Source organism: Sodalis sp. RH24 (assembly GCF_047324145.1).
In the GTDB taxonomy this organism is placed as follows: domain Bacteria; phylum Pseudomonadota; class Gammaproteobacteria; order Enterobacterales; family Enterobacteriaceae; genus Acerihabitans.
The window spans coordinates 1,995,640-2,019,460 of record NZ_CP178729.1 but is presented as its reverse complement, the minus strand read 5'-3'; the positions used below and the strand labels follow the sequence as shown (position 1 = coordinate 2,019,460).

Genomic DNA, 23,821 nt, shown 5'->3' with positions numbered 1-23,821 from the left:
TAAACCATTGGTTAACCGGCTTATAATTTTCTTAAAAAGTACATAGCGAAACCGTAGCCGGCGCCGAAACAGGTCTTCAGGAGGTCTGGTTGCAACGGGCTAGATGTTATTTATTAGGTGAGCGCGCCGTGGTGCTTGAGCTGGAACCCCCGGTTACCCTGGCGAGCCAGCGGCGGATCTGGGGGCTGGCCGCACGTCTGGCGCACCACGACGAGGTGCGCGAGGCCATTCCCGGCATGAATAATCTCACCGTGCTGCTGACCCATCCCCAGCAGTCGGCGCTGGATGCCATCGAGCGTTTGCAAATGTGGTGGGAAGAGAGCGATGCCATCACCCCCGAAGCGCGCGAGGTGGAGATTCCGGTGGTTTACGGTGGCGAAAGCGGCCCGGATTTAGCCTGGGTGGCTGAGCAAACCGGCCTGTCGCCGCGGCAGGTGGTGGAGCGCCATGCGGGTGCGGCGTATATCGTCTATTTTCTGGGTTTCCAGCCGGGATTTCCCTATCTGGGCGAATTGCCGGAGATCCTGGCCGTCCCTCGCCGCGCCGAGCCGCGCTTGTCCGTACCGGCGGGGTCGGTCGGCATCGGTGGTAAACAGACCGGGGTTTATCCGCTGGCCACACCCGGCGGCTGGCAAATTATCGGCCGCACGCCGCTTAAGCTGTTTGACCCGCTGAACACATCGCCGACGCTGCTGCTGCCCGGTGATAATGTGCGCTTCGTGCCGCAAAAGGAGGGCGTATGTTGAAGGTTATACACGCCGGCATGATGACCGCCGTCCAGGACGGGGGGCGCACCGGCTACCGTAACCTTGGCATCAGCCAGGGCGGGGTGCTTGATCTGCCGGCCATGCAAATGGCCAATCTGCTGGTGGGCAATGACGCGCAAGCCGCCGTGCTGGAAATTACCCTTGGCCAATTCAGCGCCGATATTACCGCCGCGGGCTGGGTGGCCCTGACCGGCGCGGATTGCCATGCGCAATTGGATGGCCAACCGGTCTGGACCGGCTGGCGCTTCCAGGTCCAACCTGGCCAGACATTGAAGCTGGGAACGCCGAAACACGGCATGCGCAGCTATCTGGCGGTGTCCGGCGGCTTCGACGTGCCGGTGGTGCTTAACTCACGCAGCACCGATTTGAAAGCGGGATTTGGCGGCCACCAGGGCCGGATGATTGGCGACGGCGATGTACTGCGCGCCGGCCAGCCGCGATATCAGCCGACCCGGCAAATGGGTATCAGGCAACTGCTGTTCGGCAACCGGGTGCGCGCGTTGCCCGGCCCTGAATACCGTGAATTCAGCGCTGATTCCCAGGATGCCTTCTGGCGTTCCAGCTGGCAGCTCAGCCCCCAAAGCAATCGCATGGGGTATCGCCTGCAGGGCCCGACGCTTATCCGCAATACCGATCGCGAGCTGTTTTCGCATGGTTTGCTGCCGGGAGTAGTGCAGGTACCGCACGGCGGCCAGCCTATCGTGCTGATGGCTGACGCCCAGACGACCGGCGGCTACCCCCGTATTGCCTGCGTTATTGCCGCCGATCTGTTCCATCTGGCGCAGATCCGCCTGGGCGAGCCGATCCATTTTATCCAGTGTACGCTGGAAGAGGCCCAGGGGGCCTGGCTCGATCAGCAGCGTTACCTGGAGCAGATCGCCTGGCAGCTTGAACTTACCCGGCAGCAGGAGGTACCGTCTACGCCGCCGGCCGGAACACGCGCAAAGGTGAACTAATGGATCTCAACGCCGATTTGGGTGAAGGCGGCGCGCATGATGAAGCGTTGCTGCAGCTGATAAGCTCGGCCAATATTGCCTGTGGATTTCATGCCGGCGATGCGGACACCATGCGCCAGTCGGTAACCTGGGCGCTGCGCTATGGCGTCGCCATCGGCGCCCACCCAAGCTTTGCGGATCGCGAAAACTTCGGCCGCAGCGCGATGGCGCTGCCGGCGGAAACCGTTTATGCCCAGGTGGTGTATCAACTGGGCGCGCTTGCGGCTATCACCCGTGCGCAGGGAGGGCGTATGGTCCATGTCAAACCGCATGGCATGCTCTATAACCAGGCCGCGCGCGATCCGGCCCTGGCGCAGGCCATCGCCCGCGCGGTCAAAGACGTCGACCCGTCCCTGCGCCTGGTGGGCCTGGCGGGGAGCGAACTGATCAAGGCCGGCGAGCGCCTGGGGCTTACCGTCAGGCACGAGGTCTTCGCCGATCGCCATTACCGCCGGGATGGCAGCCTGGTGCCCCGCGGCGAGCCGGACGCGCTGATTACCGACGCGGACCAGGCCCTGGCGCGTACGCTGGAGATGGTACGCCAGAACCGGGTCCGCACGCCTGCGGGCGAGTGGATCAGGCTGCGGGCGGATACCGTCTGCCTGCATGGCGACGGCCCCCACGCGCTGGCGTTTGCCCGGCGCATACACGCCTGTTTTCTCGACCAGGGCATCCCCATCGCCGCGTCATGACCGCGCGCTTGCCCCGCTGACCAGGCATGGCCGCCGGATCAGCGGCGTCGCGTTATTACCCTCTTGTCTTCTATAGGTATTCCCTATCTCCCGCGCCGCTGATTTATTGGTAATCTGACGCCCATGGGCCCGTTGTGCCACTCATTCTTTTTATTCGTCTTCGAGGATCTCATCATGCAACAGGCGGTAAACCTTTGGCCTTTATTGGGCATCCTGGCGATTATCATAGGATTTTTGCTGCGCGTGAACGCTGTGCTGGTGGTCATTATCGCCGGCGTCATCACCGGCCTTGCGGCGCATATGCCCATCACCGCCATCCTGGAAAAACTCGGTTCGGGATTTTTAGCCACCCGTAACCTGGCGTTTATTTTATTGATCCCCCTGGCGGTAATCGGTTTGCTGGAGCGCCATGGCTTAAAGGAGCATGCGCAGCACTGGATCGCCAAAATCAAGCGCGCCACCGCCGGGCGGCTGCTGATCGTGTATTTACTGGCGCGCGAACTGACGGCGGCCATGGGCCTGACCAGCCTGGGCGGTCATCCGCAAATGGTGCGCCCGCTGCTGGCGCCGATGGCCGAAGGCGCCTGCGAAAACCGCTATGGCGATTTGCCGCAGGACGTACGCTACCGCCTGCGCGCCATGGCGGCCGCCACCGATAACGTCGGGTTATTTTTTGGCGAGGATATTTTTGTCGCCTTCGGCGCCATTATTTTCATGCACAATTTTATGCTGGAATCGGCTGGCATCCAGACCGAACCCTTGCATATCGCCCTGTATGGCGTGCCCACCGCCATCTTCGCCTTCCTGATCCACGCGTTTCGCCTCAGGCGCATGGACCAGCGCCTGGCGGCACAGCTCACGGCGCTCAACCAGGCCGCATTACAGTCGGCGGGGAGCGAAAAATGACGTTTCAACAAAACTATCTCTATTGGCTGGCGGGCGTAGTGCTGCTGATTGTCGCGGTGATGTCGCTGCGCGACAAAGCCAACCCCCGGCGCTGGCTGACGGGCGTTTTCTGGGGGCTTTACGGGCTGGTGTTCCTGGTTGGCGACTGGAGCTATGCGCTGACGGCGCGGTTTCTTGGGCCGGGAGCCGATGCGCAGCGCGCGCTGCATATCGGCGTCGGCGTGCTGGTGATCCTGATGGCGCTGATTGCCGGTTTCGGCGGGGTACGGCTGGGCGGCTATCATCGGCGCAGCGCGCAAGAGCGTGAAGAAAGCGCCCGCCGTCTGGGCAATCGCCTGTTTATTCCGGCGCTGGTTATCCCGGTAGTGACGGTGGCTGGCGTACTGTTGTTCAATAACCTTCCCGCGCTACAGCACGGGCTGTTCGGCACCGGCAATAACGCCACCCTGGTGACGCTGTTTGCCATGACCTGCGGCTGTATCATCGGCCTGCTTCTTGCCCTGAGGTATACCCACGACCGGCCGCTCCAGTCGGTACAGGAGGCCAGGCGTCTGCTTGACTCCATCGGCTGGGCATTTATCCTGCCGCAGATCCTCGCCACCCTCGGGCTGCTGTTCACCAGCGCCGGCGTCGGCAGCGCGATTGCGCACCTCACCGAAACCTATCTGGCGGTAAATAATCGTTTTATCGCGGTGGCGGTATTTGCGGTGGGCATGGCGGCGCTGACCATGATCATGGGCAATGCCTTCGCGGCGTTTCCCATCGTGGCCGCCGGCATCGGTATCCCGATCCTGGTGCTTGAGCACGGCGGCAACCCGGCGGTGATGGCGGCGGTCGGCATGTTTTCCGGCTACTGCGGGTCTCTGATGACGCCTATGGCGGCCAATTTCAACCTGGTGCCGGCGGCGCTGCTGGAATTACCCGACCGCTATGCGGTGATCAGAGCACAAATACCCACCGGTTTAACGCTACTGGCGGTCAATATTTTCCTGCTCTATTTTATGATGTAACGGGCTAAGCGCCGGCCCTGAAAAGATGACAAGATAAACCGCGATAAAAAAACACTTTGTTGAAAATAGCGGTGCTGATAGTCGTCGACAATACGAGGGAGTGGAGTATGAAAACCGTCCTGCTGACCGGTTTTGAGCCTTTTGGGGGCGAACAGATCAATCCCTCATGGGAAGTGGTAAAACAATTCCATCAACGTCGCCTTGGCGACGCCACCGTCATCGCCTGTCAACTGCCCTGTGTCTATGGCCGCTCGGTGCAAATGCTTAACGACCTGATTGATCGCCACCGGCCCGCGCTTATCCTGGCGGTGGGGCAGGCGGGCGGCAGGGCGCGCCTGTCGGTGGAGCGTGTGGCGATTAATATCGATGATGCGCGCATTGCCGATAACCTCGGACAGCAGCCCATCGACGAGCCGATCATTAACGGCGGACCGGCGGCCTATTTCGCCACCGTACCCATCAAAGCCATGGTCCAGGCCATGCGTGATGCGGGCGTCCCGGCCGAGGTATCGCAAAGCGCCGGTACCTATGTTTGCAACCATGTGATGTACGGCCTGCTGCATCGCCTGGCCCAACTGGACTATGGCGCCAGGGGAGGATTTATCCATACGCCCTACCTGCCGCAGCAGGCGGCGGCGCTGGCCGATGCGCCCAGCATGGCGGCGGATATCATAACGATGGGATTGGACATTGCCATCCGCACCGCGCTGCAAACCGACCATGATGTAAAGATTAGCGGCGGCGCGCTCAGCTAAACCATAAAAAAACGCCGCGTAAGCGGCGTCTGACATGCCAGGTCCGCTAACACTGTTCTTGCACAAGGCGTGTTAAAGGGAAAGCGTGCCAATGGGGTCGAATCGGGCGTGCTTTTCCCGCCCGACCGAGTGCCCCATGGTACGCTAAGCCCGCCAACGCCGAACCTAAAGCAGACGTGTTCAAGGGAGACCGTGCCAATGGGGTCGAATCGGGCGTGGTTTTCCCGCCCGACCGAGCGCCCCATGGCATGGTAGGCCCGCTAACGCTGGACTCAATGCCGACGTGTTAAAGGGAGACCGTGCCAATGGGGTCGAATCGGGCGTGGTGTTCCCGCCAAACCGAGCCCCATGGCGCGGTAGGCCCGCTAACGCTGGACTCAATGCAGACGTGTTCAAGGGAGAGCGTGCCAATGGGGTCGAATCGGGCGTGGTATTCCCGCCCGACCGAGCGCCCCATGGCGCGGTATGCCCGCCAACACCGAGCTCAAAGCAGACGTGTTAAAGGGAGAGCGTGCCAATGGGGTCGAATCGGGCGTGGTATTCCCGCCCGACCGAGCGCCCCATGGCGCGGTATGCCCGCCAACACCGGGCTCAAAGCAGACGTGTTCAAGGGAGACCGTGGCAATGGGGTCGAATCGGGCGTGGTGTTCCCGCCCGACCGAGCGCCCCATGGCGCGGTAGGCCCGCTAACACCGTTCTTGCACAAGGCGTGTTGAAGGGAGAGCGTGCCAATGGGGCCGAATCGGGCGTGGTTTTCCCGCCCGACCGAGCGCCCCATGGCGCGGTAGGCCCGCTAACACCGTTCTTGCACAAGGCGTGTTAAAGGGAGAACGCGCCAATGGGGTCGAATCGGGCGTGGTGTTCCCGCCCGACCGAGCGCCCCATGGCGCGGTAGGCCCGCCAACACCGGGCTTAAAGCAGACGTGTTCAGGGGAGACCGTGCCAGTGGGACCGAACCGGGCGTAGTGTTCCCGCCCGATCCAGCGCCCATGGCTCGCCAGACTTATTTGATCTGCGATGTAAATTCGCGTTTATCATACCCGGTATACAGCTGACGCGGACGCGCAATCTTAACGCCGTCGTCATGCATTTCCTTCCAATGGGCAATCCAACCCACGGTACGCGCCATGGCGAAAATCACGGTAAACATGGTCGACGGAATGCCCATAGCCTTCAGGATAATACCCGAATAGAAGTCCACGTTCGGATACAGCTTCTTCTCGATAAAGTACGGATCATGCAGGGCAATATGCTCCAGCTCCATGGCCACCGCCAGCAAATCGTCAGACAGCTTCAGTTCCTTAAGCACTTCATGACAGGTCTCGCGCATCACGGTGGCGCGCGGATCGTAGTTCTTGTAAACCCGGTGACCAAAGCCCATCAGACGGAAAGAGTCGTTTTTATCCTTGGCGCGTTCAATAAACGCCGGAATATGCTCGACGCTTGAAATCTCTTCCAGCATCCGCAGCGTCGCCTCATTGGCGCCGCCATGAGCCGGGCCCCATAACGACGCGATACCCGCGGCGATACAGGCGAACGGATTGGCGCCCGACGAACCGGCGGTACGCACGGTGGAGGTGGAGGCGTTTTGCTCGTGATCCGCGTGCAGGATCAAAATACGGTCCATCGCGCGTTCCAGGACGGGATTAACCACATACTCCTCGCACGGCGTGGAGAACATCATATGCAGGAAATTACCGGCATAGGAAAGATCATTGCGCGGATACACAAACGGCTGGCCGATGGAATATTTGTAACACATCGCGGCAACCGTGGGCATCTTGGACAATAAACGGAACGCCGCTATTTCGCGGTGGCGCTCGACATTAACGTCCAGCGAATCATGATAAAAAGCCGCCAGCGCGCCGGTCACGCCGCATAATACCGCCATCGGATGCGAGTCGCGGCGGAAGCCGTTGAACAGACGTGTAATCTGCTCATGCACCATGGTGTGGCGGGTGACGATATCGCGGAATTCGTCATACTGCTCCCGGGTCGGCGCTTCGCCGTTCAGCAGGATGTAGCAGACTTCAAGAAAATTGGAGTGTAGTGCCAGTTGATCAATAGGATAGCCACGATGCAATAAAACGCCTTCGTCACCGTCAATATAGGTAATTTTAGATTCACAGGATGCGGTGGAGGTAAAGCCGGGATCAAAGGTAAAATAACCTTTGCCGCCCAGGGTGCGGATATCGATTTCTTTGGCACCCAGGGTTCCGGTCAATACGTCCAGTTCGATTGGCGCTTCACCGGGTAGGTTCAGCGTCGCTTTATTGTCTGCCATTACAATCTCCTTAGCGCTTTTATGATAAATCTCCCACCGTGGAATACCGGCATGCCCGCGGGGCCTTGCGCTTTTATTGTCAGTCCGTCGCTCCGACTTAATGCAATGCAGGGCACAGAGCGTGAGGATGATGCAAGTTATTCCCGTTCAGGATGAAAGAACGGCGGTTCCCGGTTGTTGAAGATTTACTGATATTAATTTTAGCTAGTTTAACGGAAGTCTTAACCGCGAAGTTTAAGACTCGCTTCACACTGTTGCATAATCTTTGTCGCGGCGAAAGCGTCTCGGCCATTACTTGCATCGGTTATAGCATATCCGCCGCGCCATTTGTAATTGAATTGTTGCTTTTTTGTCAATGCGGTTATATAGATTTAAGGTAATTGTAAAATTCGTGACCCAGGTCACTAAACAGCCTAAATGTTACCAAACAAATTGTAGGGTAATTGTAATCATTATGTGAAAGCCATATACTTCACAAAGGTCTCCGGAAGTCCCTGTTGTAGGAGCACCCAGCGTTATTTAACGCGTCATTTAAGCACAAGGGATTTGTTTATTGAGCACATGACGTGTCATGGTTAGCCTTAACGCTGTCTGAATCCACCCAGGACCGGAGGAAGGAAAAATAATAATAGCTGTGTGGGCAAAACCGTGAAAAAACAAAGGCCTGTCAACCTGGATCTGCAAACGATCCAGTTTCCTGTTACTGCGATAGCTTCTATTCTCCACCGTGCCAGTGGCGTCATCACGTTTGTGGCCGTCGGCATTCTGCTCTGGATCCTCGGATTGTCGCTTTCCTCCGCCGAAGGTTTCGCCCAGGCCGCCGCCATCATGGATAGCTTCTTCGTCAAATTCATTATTTGGGGCATTTTAACCGCGCTGGCGTATCACGTCATCGGCGGAATTCGCCACATGCTGATGGATTTCGGCTATCTGGACGAAACATTTGCCATGGGTAAATTAACGGCAAATGTTACATTTGTGATCACAATTGTGCTGTCAATACTGGCGGGAGTACTCGTATGGTAAGCAATGCTTCGGCACTGGGACGTAACGGAGTTCATGAGTGGTTATTGGTTCGCGCTTCCGCCATCGTAATTTGCCTGTACATCATCTACCTGCTTGGGTTCGTCGTTTTCGCCGACAGCCTGACCTACGATGTCTGGCGCGGTTTTTTCGCCTTACCCATGACGAAAGTCTTTACCCTGCTGACCCTGTTCTCCGTTCTGGTGCATACCTGGATCGGCATGTGGCAGGTATTAACGGATTACATCAAAGTATTGGCGCTGCGCTTGTTGCTGCAACTGGCGATTGTGATCGTATTGTTGGTGTATTTACTTTATGGAACCGTCGTGGTGTGGGGTGCGTAAATGAGTTTGCCAGTAAGAGAATTTGACGCTGTAGTCGTCGGGGCCGGCGGAGCCGGCATGCGCGCAGCGCTGCAGATTTCCCAAATGGGCCTCTCCTGCGCCCTGGTTTCCAAAGTGTTTCCCACCCGTTCCCATACGGTGTCGGCCCAGGGCGGCATTACCGTCGCCCTCGGCAATACCCATGAGGACGACTGGCAATGGCATATGTATGATACCGTCAAGGGCTCCGACTATATCGGCGATCAGGATGCCATAGAATATATGTGCAAGACCGGCCCGGAAGCGGTGCTGGAGCTGGAGCATATGGGGCTGCCGTTTTCCCGTCTGGACGACGGCCGCATCTACCAGCGCCCCTTCGGCGGCCAGTCGCTCAACTATGGCGGCGGGCAAGCGGCGCGTACCGCCGCCGCCGCCGATCGCACCGGCCACGCGCTGCTGCACACCTTGTACCAGCAGAACCTGAAAAACCATACCACCATTTTTTCCGAATGGTATGCGCTCGATCTGGTGAAAAACCAGGACGGCGCCTTCGTCGGCTGCACCGCGCTGTGCATTGAAACCGGCGAAGTGGTCTACTTCAAGGCCAAGGCCACCATTCTGGCCACCGGCGGCGCCGGACGCATCTATCAATCCACCACCAACGCCCATATCAATACCGGCGACGGTATCGGCATGGCGCTTCGCGCCGGCGTGCCGGTGCAGGATATGGAAATGTGGCAGTTCCATCCTACCGGCATCGCCGGCGCCGGGGTACTGGTCACCGAAGGCTGCCGGGGCGAGGGCGGTTACCTGCTCAACAAGGACGGCGAACGCTTTATGGAACGTTATGCGCCGAACGCCAAGGATTTGGCCGGCCGCGACGTGGTCGCCCGTTCCATTATGATCGAGATCCGCGAGGGACGCGGCTGTGACGGCCCGCTGGGGCCGCACGTCAAGCTCAAGCTCGATCATCTGGGCAAGGAAGTCCTGGAATCGCGCCTGCCGGGTATTCTGGAATTATCCCGTACCTTCGCCCACGTCGATCCTATCAAAGAACCGATCCCGGTTATCCCCACCTGCCACTATATGATGGGCGGCATTCCCACCAAAGTCACCGGACAGGCGGTAACGGTGGACGCCCAGGGCAACGACGTGGTGATCCCCGGCTTGTTCGCGGTGGGTGAAATTGCCTGCGTATCGGTACACGGCGCCAATCGCCTGGGCGGCAATTCCCTGCTGGATCTGGTGGTGTTCGGCCGTTCGGCGGGCATGCATCTGCAGGAATCCCTGGCGGAGCAGGGGGCGTTTCGCGATGCCAGCGACGACGATATCGACGCGTCTCTTGCGCGCTACAACCGCTGGAACAACAATCGCACCGGCGAGAATCCGGTGGATATCCGCAAGGCGCTGCAGGCCTGCATGCAGAATAATTTCTCGGTGTTCCGCGAAGGCGATGCCATGGCCAAGGGCCTGGCCGAGCTGAAAACCATCCGCGAGCGGCTTAATGACGCGCGCCTGGACGATACCTCCACCGAATTCAATACCCAACGCGTGGAATGCCTTGAGCTGGATAACCTGATGGAAACCGCGTATTCCACGGCGGTGGCCGCCAATTACCGCACGGAAAGCCGTGGCGCCCACAGCCGCTTCGATTTCCCGGATCGGGATGACGAGCATTGGCTGTGCCACAGCCTGTATTTGCCGGAAAGCGACACCATGACCCGCCGCGAGGTGAATATGCAGCCGACATTACGCCCGGCGTTCCCGCCGAAAGTGCGTACCTACTAAAGGCAGAGGGCTTACGTAATGAAAGTTGAAATTTCGGTTTATCGCTATAATCCTGATGTCGACGACAAGCCGCGCATGCAGGACTACCAGCTGGATGTGGACGAAGGCCACGACATGATGGTGCTGGATGCGCTCATCCAGCTGAAGGAACAGGATCCGACCCTGGCGTTTCGCCGTTCCTGCCGCGAAGGCGTCTGCGGCTCCGACGGCGTGAACATGAACGGCAAGAACGGCCTGGCCTGCATCACCCCGCTGTCCGCCCTGCGCAAAGGCGATAAAAAAGTGATCATCCGTCCGCTGCCCGGGTTGCCGGTGGTGCGTGATTTGGTGGTGGACATGGGCCAGTTCTATGCCCAGTATGAGAAGATTAAACCTTACCTGTTGAATAACGGCAGGAATCCACCGGCCCGGGAGCATTTACAAACGCCGCAGGAGCGCGAAAAACTGGACGGATTATACGAATGTATTCTTTGTGCCTGTTGCTCGACCTCTTGTCCCTCCTACTGGTGGAACCCGGATAAATTTATCGGTCCGGCCGGCCTGCTGGCGTCCTACCGTTTCCTGATTGACAGTCGCGACACCGAAAGGGCGGCGCGGCTGGATGAATTGAACGATGCTTTCAGCGTATTCCGCTGCCACAGCATCATGAATTGTGTCAGCGTATGTCCCAAAGGACTGAACCCGACCAAAGCCATCGGGCATATCAAGAGCTTGCTGGTACAGCATAGCGCCTGATAGTAAAGGCAAATACGTTACATGTTAACCACGGCGAAAACTGAAGCTAACAAGCTTAAGGGATCATAATGCAGAACGGCGCAATGAAGGCCTGGCTGGATTCCTCCTACCTGGCGGGGGCGAACCAGTCCTACATAGAGCAGCTCTATGAAGATTTTTTAACGGATCCTGACTCCGTGGACGACAGCTGGAGTTCGATTTTTAAACAGCTGCCCACCGCCGGCGTCAGCCCCGATCAGCTTCACTCCAAAACCCGGGATTATTTCCGGCGCCTGGCTAAGGACGCAACCCGTTATGCGTCTTCGGTCAACGACCCGGACAATGACTCCAAACAGGTTAAAGTCCTGCAGCTTATCAATGCGTTCCGTTTCCGCGGCCACCAGCATGCCAACCTTGATCCGCTGGGATTATGGAAGCAGGAAACGGTGCCTGATTTAAATCCGGCTTTCCATAATCTGACGGAAGCCGATTTCCAGGAAACCTTCAACGTCGGTTCCTTTGCCATCGGCAAGGAAACCATGAAGCTGGCCGACCTGTATGACGCGCTGAAACGCACCTATTGCGGTTCCATCGGCGCCGAATATATGCATATTACCAATACCGAGGAGAAACGCTGGATCCAACAGCATATCGAATCGGTGGTGGGGCAGCCGAGTTTCGATCGCGACGAAAAGAAACGGTTCCTGAGCGAGCTGACGGCGGCCGAAGGCATCGAGCGCTATCTGGGCGCCAAATTCCCCGGCGCCAAACGTTTTTCCCTTGAGGGCGGCGACGCGCTGATCCCGATGCTGAAGGAAATGATCCGTTATGCCGGCAAGAACGGCACCCGGGAAGTGGTGCTGGGCATGGCCCATCGCGGCCGGCTGAATGTGCTGATCAACGTGCTCGGCAAAAAGCCGCAGGACCTGTTCGACGAATTCGCCGGCAAGCATAAAGAGCATTTGGGCACCGGCGACGTTAAATATCACCAGGGGTTTTCTTCCGACATGGAGACCGAGGGCGGCATCGTCCATCTGGCCCTGGCATTCAACCCGTCGCATCTGGAAATCGTCAGCCCGGTGGTGGGCGGTTCGGTGCGCGCGCGTATCGACCGGCTCGGCGAGCAAAGCAGCAAGATGGTGCTGCCGATAACCCTGCACGGGGATGCGGCCATCAGCGGGCAGGGCGTGGTGCAGGAAACCCTGAACATGTCCAAGGCGCGTGGCTATGACGTTGGCGGCACGGTGCGTATCGTGGTCAACAACCAGGTCGGCTTCACGACGTCCAATCCCCATGATGCCCGTTCCACCCAGTATTGCACCGATATCGCCAAGATGGTCCAGGCGCCGATTTTCCACGTCAACGCCGACGATCCCGAAGCGGTGGCGTTTGTGACCCGCGTGGCGCTGGATTTCCGCAATACCTTTCAGCGCGACGTGATGATTGATCTGGTGTGCTATCGCCGCCACGGCCACAACGAGGCGGACGAGCCCAGCGCCACGCAGCCGCTGATGTACCATAAGATCAAGAAACACCCGACGCCGCGCAAGATTTATGCCGATCGCCTGGAACGCGATCATGTCGCCACGCTGGAAGATGCGACCGAGATGGTGAATCTCTATCGCGACGCGCTCGACCGCGGCGAGTGCGTGGTAAAAGAGTGGCGGCCGATGAATATGCACTCCTTTACCTGGCAGCGCTTCCTCAATCACGACTGGGACGAAGCCTATCCCAGCGAAGTCGAGCCCAAACGCCTGCAGGAGCTGGCCCGCCGAATCAGTGAAGTGCCGGAAGGCGTGGAAATGCAGCCGCGGGTGGCCAAAATCTATAGCGATCGCGCCCTGATGGCCGCCGGCAGCAAGCCTTTCGACTGGGGCGGCGCCGAAACCCTGGCTTACGCCACTTTGGTCGATGAGGGCGTGCCGATCCGCCTGTCCGGCGAGGATACCGCGCGCGGCACCTTCTTCCATCGCCACGCGGTGGTGCATAACCAGAAAAACGGCTCCACCTATACGCCTTTGGCGCATGTGCACAATGGCCAGGGCACCTTCCGGGTATGGGACTCCGTGCTGTCGGAGGAAGCGGTGCTGGCGTTTGAGTACGGTTATGCCACCGCCGAGCCGCGCACCCTGGTGATCTGGGAAGCGCAGTTCGGCGATTTCGCCAACGGCGCCCAGGTGGTGATCGATCAATTCATCAGCTCCGGCGAGCAGAAATGGGGACGGATGTGCGGGCTGGTGATGCTGCTGCCCCATGGCTATGAAGGGCAGGGGCCGGAGCACTCCTCGGCCCGCCTGGAGCGCTATCTGCAGCTGTGCGCCGAACAGAATATGCAGGTCTGCGTCCCCTCCACGCCGGCGCAGATTTATCATATGCTACGGCGCCAGGCCCTGCGTAATATGCGTCGGCCGCTGATTGTGATGTCGCCGAAGTCGCTGCTGCGTCATCCTCTGGCCATCTCCTCGCTGGAGGATATGGCGTACGGCAGCTTCCTGCCCGCCATCGGCGAAATCGACGACCTGGATCCCCAGGGCGTCAAGCGCGTCGTGCTCTGTTCTGGTAAAGTTTATTATGATTTATTGGAGCAACGGCGCAAGAACGGGCAGCAGGATGTGGCCATCGTGCGTATCGAGCAGCTATACCCGTTCCCGCACCAGGCGGTGCGGGATGCGCTGCAACCTTTTGCCCATGTCCAGGACTTTATTTGGTGCCAGGAAGAGCCGCTTAATCAGGGCGCCTGGTATTGCAGCCACCATCATTTCCTTGAGGTGATTACTCCGGGTGCATCGCTACGTTACGCGGGACGCCCGGCTTCCGCCTCGCCGGCGGTTGGGTATTTGTCCGTGCACCAGACACAACAAAAAAATCTGGTCAATGACGCGCTGAACGTTAATTAAATATAAGGATAGATAATGAGTAGCGTAGATATTCTGGTTCCCGATCTTCCTGAATCGGTTGCCGATGCAACCGTCGCCACCTGGCATAAAAAGCCCGGCGATAGCGTCCAGCGTGACGAAGTGCTGGTGGAAATCGAAACCGACAAAGTGGTGCTGGAAGTTCCCGCGCCCGAGGCGGGCGTGCTGGATGCCCTGCTCGAGGATGAAGGCGCTACCGTCACCTCCCGCCAGGTGCTCGGACGCCTGCGTCCCGGCGACAGTTCCGGCCAGGAAACCTCGGAAAAAGCGCAGAGCAAGGAATCCACCCCGGCGCAGCGCTACACCGCCGGCCTGGAGGAAGAAAATAACGAAGCGCTGAGTCCGGCCATTCGCCGCCTGATCGCCGAACATGATTTGAAAGCTGAAGAGATTAAAGGCAGCGGCGTCGGCGGGCGCATCACCCGCGAGGATGTGGACAAACACCTGGTCGCCAAAAAAGCCGAACCGGCTCCCGCCGCGGCGCCGGTTGCCAAGGCGCCGGCACCGGAGCCTGCTGTTGCCGGATTGGGCAACCGCAGCGAAAAACGCGTGCCGATGACCCGTTTGCGCAAACGGGTCGCCGAGCGGCTGCTGGAAGCCAAAAACAGCACCGCCATGTTGACTACCTTTAATGAGGTCAACATGAAGCCGATTATGGATCTGCGCAAGCAGTACGGCGATGGCTTTGAAAAACGCCACGGCATCCGCCTCGGGTTTATGTCCTTCTATATCAAAGCGGTGGTGGAAGCCCTGAAGCGCTTCCCGGAAGTTAACGCGTCCATCGACGGCGAAGACGTGGTCTACCATAACTACTTTGACGTCAGCATCGCGGTATCTACCCCGCGCGGGCTGGTCACGCCGGTATTGCGCGACGTGGACGCGCTGGGCATGGGCGATATTGAAAAAGCTATAAAGGAACTGGCGGTTAAGGGGCGCGACGGCAAGCTGAAAGTGGAAGAGCTGACCGGCGGCAACTTTACCATTACCAACGGCGGCGTATTCGGTTCGCTGATGTCCACGCCCATTATCAACCCGCCGCAAAGCGCCATCCTCGGCATGCATGCCATCAAGGATCGGCCGATGGCGGTGGGCGGCCAGGTGGTTATCCTGCCGATGATGTACCTGGCGCTGTCCTACGATCACCGTCTGATCGACGGCAAGGAATCGGTAAGTTTCCTGGTCACGGTCAAAGAGATGCTGGAAGACCCGACGCGCTTATTGCTTGATGTATAGCAATCGTCGTCCGCGGGCCGGGAAACCCCGGGCCGCGGCCGGCAGGTTGCCTGCGGGACGTAGCGCCAAGGCGCCTACGGAAAGCACCACTCGAGGGCGGCTGAAGTGCGCCGCCGCCGACACTCCCAGACGAAGATGGAAACAACATCATGAACTTACATGAATATCAGGCAAAACAGCTGTTTGCTCGGTATGGTCTGCCTGCCCCCACGGGTTTTGCGTGCACCACGCCACGGGAAGCGGAAGAATCCGCCTCCAAGATCGGCGCCGGTCCCTGGGTGGTAAAATGCCAGGTTCACGCCGGCGGCCGCGGCAAGTCCGGCGGCGTCAAGGTCGTTAACAGCAAGGAAGAAATCCGCGCTTTTGCCGAACACTGGCTGGGCAAACGCCTGGTGACCTATCAAACGGACGCCCTGGGCCAGCCGGTCCACCAAATCCTGGTGGAAGCGGCAACCGATATCGATAAGGAACTTTACCTGGGCGCGGTGGTTGATCGCGGTTCCCGGCGCGTGGTCTTTATGGCCTCCACCGAAGGCGGCGTGGAAATTGAAAAAGTCGCGGAAGAGACGCCGCACCTGATTCATAAGGTTTCCCTCGATCCCCTGACCGGCCCCCAACCGTTCCAGGGCCGCGAGCTGGCGTTTAAGCTGGGCTTGTCGGGCAAGCAGGTCGGGCAGTTCATTAAAATCTTCATGGGCCTGGCCGCGCTGTTCCTGGAGCGGGACCTGGCGCTGGTGGAAATTAATCCGCTGGTTATCACCAAGGAAGGCAATCTGGTCTGCCTGGACGGCAAGCTGAGCGCCGACGGCAATGCCCTGTTCCGCCAGCCGGAGCTGCGGGAAATGCGCGATAAGAGCCAGGAAGACGCCCGCGAGGCCCAGGCGGCGCAGTGGGAACTGAACTACGTGGCGCTTGACGGCAATATCGGCTGTATGGTGAACGGGGCCGGCCTGGCCATGGGCACCATGGATATTGTTAAACTGCACGGCGGTTCGCCGGCCAACTTCCTGGATGTGGGCGGCGGCGCCACCAAGGAACGCGTTACCGAGGCTTTTAAGATCATTTTGTCGGATGAAAACGTCAAAGCGGTGCTGGTGAATATTTTCGGCGGCATCGTGCGCTGCGATCTGATTGCCGAAGGCATTATCGGCGCGGTGGCGGATGTGGGCGTCAACGTGCCGGTGGTGGTGCGTCTGGAAGGCAACAACGCCGAGCTGGGTGCTAAAATCCTGGCCGAGAGCGGCCTGAATATCATTGCCGCCACCAGTTTGACCGACGCGGCACAACAAGCGGTTGCCGCGGTGGAGGGAAAATAATGTCCATTTTAATCGATAAAAATACCAAGGTTATCTGCCAGGGATTTACCGGCAGCCAGGGCACGTTTCACTCCGAGCAGGCGCTGGCCTACGGCACCAAGATGGTTGGCGGCGTCACGCCGGGCAAGGGCGGCACGGAGCATTTGGGCCTGCCGGTGTTCAATACCGTGCGTGAGGCCGTGGAAAAAACCGGCGCTACCGCCTCGGTTATCTATGTGCCCGCGCCGTTTTGTAAAGATTCCATTCTCGAGGCGGTGGACGCCGGCATTGAGCTGATTATCTGCATTACCGAGGGTATTCCGACCCTGGATATGCTGGTGGTGAAAGCCAAGCTGGAACAGAGCGGCTCACGGATGATTGGGCCGAACTGCCCGGGCGTTATCACCCCCGGCGCATGCAAGATTGGTATTATGCCCGGCCATATCCATAAACCGGGCCGGGTCGGTATTGTGTCGCGTTCCGGGACCCTGACGTATGAAGCGGTGAAACAGACCACCGATACCGGGCTGGGGCAGTCCAGCTGCGTGGGTATCGGCGGCGATCCGATCCCCGGCTCGAGCTTTATCGATATCCTGAAATTGTTCGAACAGGATCCGCAGACCGAGGCGATTGTGATGATCGGGGAAATCGGCGGCAGCGCGGAAGAAGAAGCCGCCGCCTATATCAAGGATCATGTCACTAAACCGGTGGTGGGGTATATTGCGGGCGTTACCGCGCCCAAAGGCAAGCGTATGGGGCATGCCGGGGCGATTATCGCCGGCGGCAAGGGCACGGCGGACGAGAAATTCGCCGCGCTGGAAGCGGCCGGGGTAAAAACCGTGCGCAGCCTGGCGGAGATTGGCACCGCGCTGAAAACCCTGCTGTCATAAGTGCGCCGCGCCCGTTGACACTTTTGTTTGGGATCGGTGTTGGCGGGCCTGGCATGCCATGGGGCGCCCGGTCGGGCGGGAAAAGCCCGCCCGATTCGACCCCATTGGCACGTTCTCCCTTTAACATGCCGCGTTGAGATCGGTGTTGGCGGGCATACCGTGCCATGGGGCGCCCGGTCGGGCGGGAAAAGCACGCTCGATTCGACCCCATTGGCACGCTCTCCCTTGAACACGTCTGCTTTAGGCGCGGCGTTGCCGGGCCTGGCGCGCTATGGAACTAATTGAACTGGTCGGTTCAGTTAGGCATAATGGGCGCCATGGGCAGACAAAAAAAATTCAGTCGTGAGGGTGTGCTGGAGAAGGTGATCCCCGTCTTCTGGCGGCACGGCTTCGCCGGTACCACCCTGGCGCATCTCGAAAAGGCGAGCGGGGTGAATAAATCCGGCCTTTACGCCGAGTTCAGAGATAAGGACGACCTGTTCCTGGCGTGTCTGCGCCACTATATCGATCGGCGCGCCGTGCATGCTGCCTTAAGGGCCCGCCCCCAGGGCTGGGGCAATATCGAGGCGTTTTTGCGATTGTCCTGCGGCTCCCCGGAGCCTCAGGATAGTGTTTGCCCGCAAGGTTGTCTGGCGGTTAACTCCATGCGTGAATTCGCGCTGTTGCCGGCCGGCGCCATCGACATCATTACGCAACTGCGTGAAACGATACGCCCGCTGCTGGTGGAGAATATCAGGGCGGAGGAGACGCGCACCGACGCGGAGATCCTGGCGGAAATGGTGTCGGTATTTTTTTCGGGTCTGTGCATTGAGCAGAACCTGCAACGGGGGTTTGCCGATACCGACTGTAAAATAAGGCGGTTTATGCAGGCGCTGCGTACATTGTAGGCGGCTTTTATCCGCCGTTTCACGCCCGATCGCCGGATCGGGGTGCACAACCTCCTCGCCGTTTCCCGCCGCCCGCCGTGCAGCATGATGCATTAGCCGTATCATCGTATTGGCGCCCTAGCCCGAAGCGTCTGTCACTTCCTTTTTTTATTCGTCGCCTCATCACATTTATTGCAAATTAAATTCATCATTATCATAGCGCGCTTCTATTGCATGATTAGGCCATCCAATAATGCTAACGTAACAAATAAAAAATATCCCTTGGGTTTTATTTTCTTTTAACTTAATTTCGCGATCTTATTAATTACAGTTTTTTAACATTAACGCTTTTATAGAATAAATAAATAACAATATTTAACATACGTGATGAAAAATTGCGATAAATCAATGATTTTTGATGGCGTTTTATGTTCAAATCAGGATAACTTGCGCTGGCGCAATTTTACTGCCGATGTCGGGTAAGGCCGGATTTGATCGAGAGGTGATTTCCTAACCTGCATCACGAAAAAAGGTATTTATCCTGAGTAAGTTGAGGGGTACTATATGGTTGGTTTAAATCCGGTTAGTGCGTTTCATTAAAATCCGTCGTCGGTTTACCGCTTAGACGCCTGGGCGTTGTTTTTTGGCCGGCCGAACCGATTGTCGGGAACAATTATAAACTCTTTATTATTCACCGCGGGTTGTTGCGTCGCTTTGTTTCGCCAGGGCGCCAGATTACCGCACGTGGGAACCATCCTGCGAGGAGCAAGGAGTCAACATGTTTGATGTCGTCGAACTGTCACGGTTACAGTTTGCCCTAACGGCGATGTACCATTTCCTGTTTGTCCCACTCACCCTGGGGCTGGCGTTTTTATTAGCCATCATGGAAACGGTGTACGTCCTGTCCGGCAAAAAAATCTATAAAGATATGACTAAATTCTGGGGCAAGTTGTTTGGTATCAACTTTGCCTTGGGGGTAGCCACCGGGCTGACCATGGAGTTCCAGTTCGGAACCAACTGGTCGTATTTTTCCCACTACGTCGGCGACATTTTTGGTGCTCCGCTGGCCATCGAAGGATTAATGGCCTTCTTCCTGGAGTCCACCTTTGTCGGCCTGTTCTTCTTCGGCTGGGATCGCCTGAGCAAAACGCAGCATCTGACGGTTACCTGGATGGTGGCGTTAGGTTCCAACCTGTCCGCACTGTGGATACTGGTGGCCAACGGCTGGATGCAAAACCCTATCGCGTCGGATTTCAACTATGAAACCATGCGTATGGAAATGGTCAGCTTCGCCGATCTGGTGCTCAATCCGGTGGCGCAGGTGAAATTCGTGCATACCGTGGCCGCGGGCTACTGTACCGGCGCCATGTTTGTCCTCGGCATCAGTTCCTATTACCTGCTTAAAGGCCGGGATATCGCCTTCGCCAAACGGTCTTACGCCATCGCGGCGGCGTTCGGCATGGCGGCGGTGTTGTCGGTTATCGTGCTGGGTGATGAATCCGGTTATGAAATGGGCGACGTGCAAAAAACCAAACTGGCGGCCATCGAGGCGGAATGGGAAACACAGCCGGCACCGGCCGCGTTTACCCTGTTTGGTATTCCCGATCAGACCATCCAGCGCAATAACTTCTCCATCCAGATCCCTTTTGCCCTGGGCATTATCGCGACCCGTTCGACGGATCGCCAGGTGACCGGCATCAAGGATCTGATGGTGCAGCATCAGATCCGTATCCGCAACGGCATGAAAGCCTATGAGCTGTTGCAGCAACTGCGCGGCGGCCATGCCGATCCGGCGGCGCGCGCCCAGTTCAACGCGATAAAACAGGATCTGGGCTATGGCCTGCTGCTGAAACGCTATACGGATGACATCCCCAACGCGACCGAAGAGCAGATCCAGAGCGCCACCAACGACTCTATCCCGCGCGTGGCGCCGCTGTACTTCTCCTTCCGCATCATGGTGCTGGGCGGCGTGCTGATGCTTATTATCATCACCATGTCCTTCTGGAGCGTGGTGCGTAACCGTATCGGTCAACGGCCGTGGCTGCACCGTGCCGCGCTGTACGGCATTCCCATTCCCTGGATCGCCATCGAAGCCGGCTGGTTTGTCGCGGAGTACGGCCGCCAGCCCTGGGCTATCGGCGAAATACTGCCGACCGCGGTGGCCAATTCCAGCCTGACCGCCGGCGATATCCTGTTCTCCATGGGGCTTATCTGCGGACTCTATACCCTGTTCCTGGTAGCCGAAATGTATTTGATGTTCAAATATGCGCGCCTGGGGCCTAGCAGCCTGCATACCGGCCGCTATCATTTCGAGCAGCCGACGCTCGCCACGCAGAAAGTCTATTAACAGGAGCCTACGCCATGTTTGACTATGAAGTATTACGCTTAATCTGGTGGGCGCTCATCGGTGTCCTGCTGATAGGCTTTGCCGTAACCGACGGTTTCGATATGGGCGTCGGCATGCTGATGCCCCTCCTTGGCCGAACGGATAACGAACGCCGGGTGATGATCAATACCATCGCCCCGCACTGGGAAGGCAACCAGGTCTGGCTGGTCACCGCCGGGGGGGCGCTGTTCGCCGCCTGGCCGATGGTGTACGCCGCGGCGTTTTCCGGCTTTTATATTGCCATGATCCTGGTGCTGGCTTCGCTGTTTTTCCGCCCGGTGGGTTTTGATTACCGTTCCAAGATAGAAGATCCGCGCTGGCGCGGCATGTGGGACTGGGGCATCTTTATCGGCAGTTTCGTGCCGCCGGTGGTGATCGGCGTCGCCTTCGGCAACCTGCTGCAGGGCGTACCTTTCCACGTGGATGAATACCTGCGCCTGTTTTATACCGGCAATTTCTTTCAATTGCTGAACCCCTTCGGTTTGCTGGCGGGCATTGTCAGCCTGGCGATGTTTATCGGCATGGGGGCGACCTATCTGCAAATGCGCGTCAGCGGCGATCTGCTGGTGCGGGTGCGTACCGTCGCGCAAATCAGCAGCCTGGTATCCATGGTGGCATTCCTGCTGGGCGGCGTGTGGCTGGTTAACGGCATCGACGGTTTTACCATCACTTCGGTCATCGATACCAACGCCGTGTCCAATCCGCTGAATAAAACCGTCGCGCACCAAGCCGGCGCGTGGCTGGCGAATTATCACAGCTTCCCGCTACTTTGGGCGATTCCCGCGCTGGGCGTAGTATTGCCGCTGCTGACCTTGCTGTGTTCCCGGCTCGGCAAAGGCGCATGGGCGTTTATTTTCTCATCGCTGACCGTGGCGTGCATCATCCTGACGGCGGGGGTTACCCTGTTTCCGTTTATCATGCCGTCGAGCACCATGCCGGAAGCTAGCCTGACGGTATGGGACGCCACCTCGAGCCTGCTAACGCTGAAGGTCATGACCATCGTCGCCGTTATCTTTGTGCCGATTGTGCTGCTGTATACCATCTGGTGTTATTACAAGATGTATGGCCGCATTACCAAAGAGCATATCGAACAAAACGCGCATACGCTGTACTGAGGAAGGAGCTGAAAAATGTGGTATTTTGCCTGGATATTAGGAACGCTGCTCGCCTGCGCCTTCGGTATTATTACGGCCCTCGCGCTGGAGCATCATGAAGATAGCCAGCCGGGCGTCGTCGGGTCCGACGGTGAGCGGGTAGAGAACGACCTGAAGTGATCAGGTCCGTTACCGATTTCCTCTACCGCCTGACCGACAGCAGCCCGTTGCGGCTGCTGTCGCTTATCATGGCGCTAGCGCTTGCCGGCTGCGTCTTCTGGATGCCGGCGCGTTTTGCCTCCACCACCAGTTCGCTCACCGCCTGGCATAATCTGTTGATTGTCTGGGCGGTATGCACAGGCGTTATCCACGGCGTGGGTTTTCGCGCGCGCCGATGGGGATGGCGGCTGGCGTTTTTGCCGCTGGCGGCGATAGTGGTGCTGGCCATCGCGCTGGGTTATTTATTTCTCTAAACAGCCAAGCGAAACAACGCTGTTTTTTAGCGTTGTTTCAGCGACCGCATTTCACCGCACAGCCTTTGCGAATAAAGCCCGTCGCCGCAATAGGTTATTTCACTATTCCCGCATTTCATTAACACAACGGGTATAATGCCGGGTCTTTTTGTCAGCACTTGCGCTATATTCTTTACATTGCCCGTCCCACGCGGCGCCGGTGCCCGCTTTATCCATAATTATTTTCATTCATCCGAGGTAATCCATTCCAAACGGTGTTGCTCTTGCGTATAGTAAGCACCGTTGTTTTGCGTTGCTGGGATGTACAGTGAGTAATACGTTATTCCGATGGCCGGTACGCGTCTATTATGAAGATACGGACGCCGGGGGTGTGGTTTATCACGCACGCTACGTGGTTTTTTACGAAAGGGCCCGTACCGAAATGCTGCGCCAGCATAATTTCCATCAGCATGCCTTCCTCAGCGAGAATATCGCGTTTGTGGTAAGGCGCATCACGGTGGACTATCTCGCCTCAGCGCGTCTGGACGATTTGCTGCAAGTAGAAAGTGAAATCGTCTCAATGCGCGGTGCCTCTCTGACTTTTGCGCAACGCATCCTGAACGCTGAAGGGCAACTTCTCAGCCAGGCGGATGTTTTGATAGCCTGTATTGATCTACACCAAATGAAGCCTGTCGCGCTTCCTAAGTCTATTGTCGCGGAGTTCAAGCAGTGACTGACATGAACATTTTTGATCTGTTCCTGAAAGCAAGCTTTCTGGTTAAACTGATCATGTTGATTTTAATGTGCTTTTCCATTGCATCCTGGGCGATCATCATCCAGCGCACCCGTATTTTAAACACGGCCACCCGCGAGGCGGAAGCCTTTGAGGACAAATTCTGGTCCGGTATTGAATTGTCCCGCTTGTATCAGGAAAGCCAGACCCGCCGCGACGTGCTGACGGGATCCGAGCAGATTTTTTATTCCGGCTTTAAAGAATTCGCCCGTTTGCACCGCGCCAACAGCCATGCGCCTGAAGCGGTGGTGGAAGGCGCCTCGCGCGCCATGCGGATTTCCATGAACCGCGAGCTGGAAGCGCTGGAAACCCATATTCCTTTCCTCGGCACCGTGGGCTCCATCAGCCCGTATATCGGCTTGTTCGGCACCGTCTGGGGCATCATGCATGCCTTTATCGGCCTGGGCGCGGTTAAGCAGGCCACCCTGCAAATGGTTGCTCCCGGTATCGCCGAAGCGCTGATCGCCACGGCCATCGGCCTGTTCGCCGCTATTCCGGCGGTGATGGCCTATAACCGCCTTAGCCAGCGCGTGAACAAGCTGGACCAGAACTACGACAACTTTACCGAAGAGTTCATCGCCATCCTGCATCGCCAGGCCTTCGCCAGCAGCGATAGCGCTAAGTAGAAGGAGGGGAGAAC

General features: G+C 58.0%; 21 protein-coding genes and 1 pseudogene. 21 read left to right on the top strand and 1 reads right to left on the bottom strand.

The window, feature by feature from the left end:
• The first annotated feature begins 89 nt into the window (after positions 1–89).
• The 6 genes from pxpB (at position 90) to pcp (ending at position 5,125) form a co-directional block, all read left to right on the top strand.
• Entirely contained in the window at positions 90–746 is a 657-nt protein-coding gene (gene pxpB, locus ACL2XG_RS09300) for a 5-oxoprolinase subunit PxpB (RefSeq protein ID WP_410016056.1), read from the top strand.
• Positions 740–1,723: a 5-oxoprolinase subunit PxpC gene (gene pxpC, locus ACL2XG_RS09295; protein WP_413722307.1), complete on the top strand. Its 984-nt coding sequence runs from the start codon at positions 740–742 to the stop codon at positions 1,721–1,723. Before pxpB ends, pxpC begins: the two co-directional genes overlap by 7 nt.
• A complete protein-coding gene (gene pxpA, locus ACL2XG_RS09290) occupies positions 1,723–2,454 on the top strand; it encodes a 5-oxoprolinase subunit PxpA (protein WP_413722308.1) in 732 nt (243 codons plus the stop codon). Before pxpC ends, pxpA begins: the two co-directional genes overlap by 1 nt.
• Positions 2,455–2,628: 174 nt before the next feature.
• A complete protein-coding gene (locus tag ACL2XG_RS09285; protein WP_413722309.1) occupies positions 2,629–3,360 on the top strand; it encodes a DUF969 domain-containing protein in 732 nt (243 codons plus the stop codon).
• Positions 3,357–4,370: a DUF979 domain-containing protein gene (locus tag ACL2XG_RS09280; protein WP_413722310.1), complete on the top strand. Its 1,014-nt coding sequence runs from the start codon at positions 3,357–3,359 to the stop codon at positions 4,368–4,370. Before ACL2XG_RS09285 ends, ACL2XG_RS09280 begins: the two co-directional genes overlap by 4 nt.
• A gap of 107 nt (positions 4,371–4,477) precedes the next feature.
• Positions 4,478–5,125, top strand: a complete 648-nt coding sequence (gene pcp, locus ACL2XG_RS09275; protein ID WP_413722311.1) for a pyroglutamyl-peptidase I — start codon at positions 4,478–4,480, stop codon at positions 5,123–5,125.
• Between the two features lie 1,003 nt (positions 5,126–6,128).
• Here the strand turns inward: pcp and ACL2XG_RS09270 are convergent.
• Positions 6,129–7,409 carry a citrate synthase gene (locus ACL2XG_RS09270; RefSeq protein WP_410016050.1) on the bottom strand — a complete coding sequence of 427 codons (1,281 nt, stop codon included), beginning with the start codon at positions 7,407–7,409 and terminating at the stop codon, positions 6,129–6,131.
• Between the two features lie 636 nt (positions 7,410–8,045).
• Here ACL2XG_RS09270 and sdhC point away from each other — a divergent pair.
• The 15 genes and pseudogenes from sdhC to tolQ all read left to right on the top strand — a co-directional run bounded on the left by sdhC (position 8,046) and on the right by tolQ (position 23,807).
• The gene (gene sdhC / locus ACL2XG_RS09265; protein WP_413722312.1) at positions 8,046–8,435 is read left to right on the top strand and encodes a succinate dehydrogenase cytochrome b556 subunit; all 390 of its coding nucleotides are present in this window, start codon (positions 8,046–8,048) and stop codon (positions 8,433–8,435) included.
• On the top strand, positions 8,429–8,776 hold the full coding sequence (gene sdhD / locus ACL2XG_RS09260; RefSeq protein WP_410016048.1) for a succinate dehydrogenase membrane anchor subunit: 348 nt from the start codon (positions 8,429–8,431) through the stop codon (positions 8,774–8,776). The genes sdhC and sdhD overlap by 7 nt, the downstream gene beginning before the upstream one ends.
• Positions 8,777–10,543: a succinate dehydrogenase flavoprotein subunit gene (gene sdhA, locus ACL2XG_RS09255; protein WP_413722313.1), complete on the top strand. Its 1,767-nt coding sequence runs from the start codon at positions 8,777–8,779 to the stop codon at positions 10,541–10,543.
• 18 nt (positions 10,544–10,561) lie between these two features.
• The gene (locus ACL2XG_RS09250) at positions 10,562–11,278 is read left to right on the top strand and encodes a succinate dehydrogenase iron-sulfur subunit (RefSeq protein WP_410016046.1); all 717 of its coding nucleotides are present in this window, start codon (positions 10,562–10,564) and stop codon (positions 11,276–11,278) included.
• Positions 11,279–11,346: 68 nt separating this feature from the next.
• Positions 11,347–14,154: a 2-oxoglutarate dehydrogenase E1 component gene (gene sucA, locus ACL2XG_RS09245; protein WP_410016045.1), complete on the top strand. Its 2,808-nt coding sequence runs from the start codon at positions 11,347–11,349 to the stop codon at positions 14,152–14,154.
• Between the two features lie 15 nt (positions 14,155–14,169).
• Positions 14,170–15,405 (top strand): 2-oxoglutarate dehydrogenase complex dihydrolipoyllysine-residue succinyltransferase, encoded by a 1,236-nt coding sequence (gene odhB, locus ACL2XG_RS09240; protein ID WP_413722314.1) that lies wholly within the window; start codon positions 14,170–14,172, stop codon positions 15,403–15,405.
• A gap of 149 nt (positions 15,406–15,554) precedes the next feature.
• Positions 15,555–16,721 carry an ADP-forming succinate--CoA ligase subunit beta gene (gene sucC / locus ACL2XG_RS09235; RefSeq protein WP_413722315.1) on the top strand — a complete coding sequence of 389 codons (1,167 nt, stop codon included), beginning with the start codon at positions 15,555–15,557 and terminating at the stop codon, positions 16,719–16,721.
• Positions 16,721–17,590, top strand: coding sequence for a succinate--CoA ligase subunit alpha (gene sucD, locus ACL2XG_RS09230; protein ID WP_410016042.1), 870 nt, complete (start codon positions 16,721–16,723; stop codon positions 17,588–17,590). The genes sucC and sucD overlap by 1 nt, the downstream gene beginning before the upstream one ends.
• A gap of 317 nt (positions 17,591–17,907) precedes the next feature.
• Positions 17,908–18,477, top strand: coding sequence for a TetR/AcrR family transcriptional regulator (locus tag ACL2XG_RS09225; protein WP_413722316.1), 570 nt, complete (start codon positions 17,908–17,910; stop codon positions 18,475–18,477).
• Positions 18,478–19,234: 757 nt separating this feature from the next.
• Positions 19,235–20,803, top strand: a complete 1,569-nt coding sequence (gene cydA / locus ACL2XG_RS09220) for a cytochrome ubiquinol oxidase subunit I (protein WP_413722317.1) — start codon at positions 19,235–19,237, stop codon at positions 20,801–20,803.
• A gap of 14 nt (positions 20,804–20,817) precedes the next feature.
• Positions 20,818–21,957: a cytochrome d ubiquinol oxidase subunit II gene (gene cydB, locus ACL2XG_RS09215; protein ID WP_413722318.1), complete on the top strand. Its 1,140-nt coding sequence runs from the start codon at positions 20,818–20,820 to the stop codon at positions 21,955–21,957.
• 15 nt (positions 21,958–21,972) lie between these two features.
• Positions 21,973–22,071, top strand: a pseudogene (gene cydX, locus ACL2XG_RS09210) (cytochrome bd-I oxidase subunit CydX); the annotation flags it as partial.
• 44 nt (positions 22,072–22,115) lie between these two features.
• A complete protein-coding gene (gene ybgE, locus ACL2XG_RS09205) occupies positions 22,116–22,409 on the top strand; it encodes a cyd operon protein YbgE (protein ID WP_413723411.1) in 294 nt (97 codons plus the stop codon).
• A 307-nt stretch (positions 22,410–22,716) separates the two neighbouring features.
• Positions 22,717–23,121, top strand: a complete 405-nt coding sequence (ybgC, locus tag ACL2XG_RS09200; protein WP_410016038.1) for a tol-pal system-associated acyl-CoA thioesterase — start codon at positions 22,717–22,719, stop codon at positions 23,119–23,121.
• Positions 23,118–23,807 carry a Tol-Pal system protein TolQ gene (gene tolQ / locus ACL2XG_RS09195; RefSeq protein WP_331121173.1) on the top strand — a complete coding sequence of 230 codons (690 nt, stop codon included), beginning with the start codon at positions 23,118–23,120 and terminating at the stop codon, positions 23,805–23,807. The genes ybgC and tolQ overlap by 4 nt, the downstream gene beginning before the upstream one ends.
• Positions 23,808–23,821: the final 14 nt, after the last annotated feature.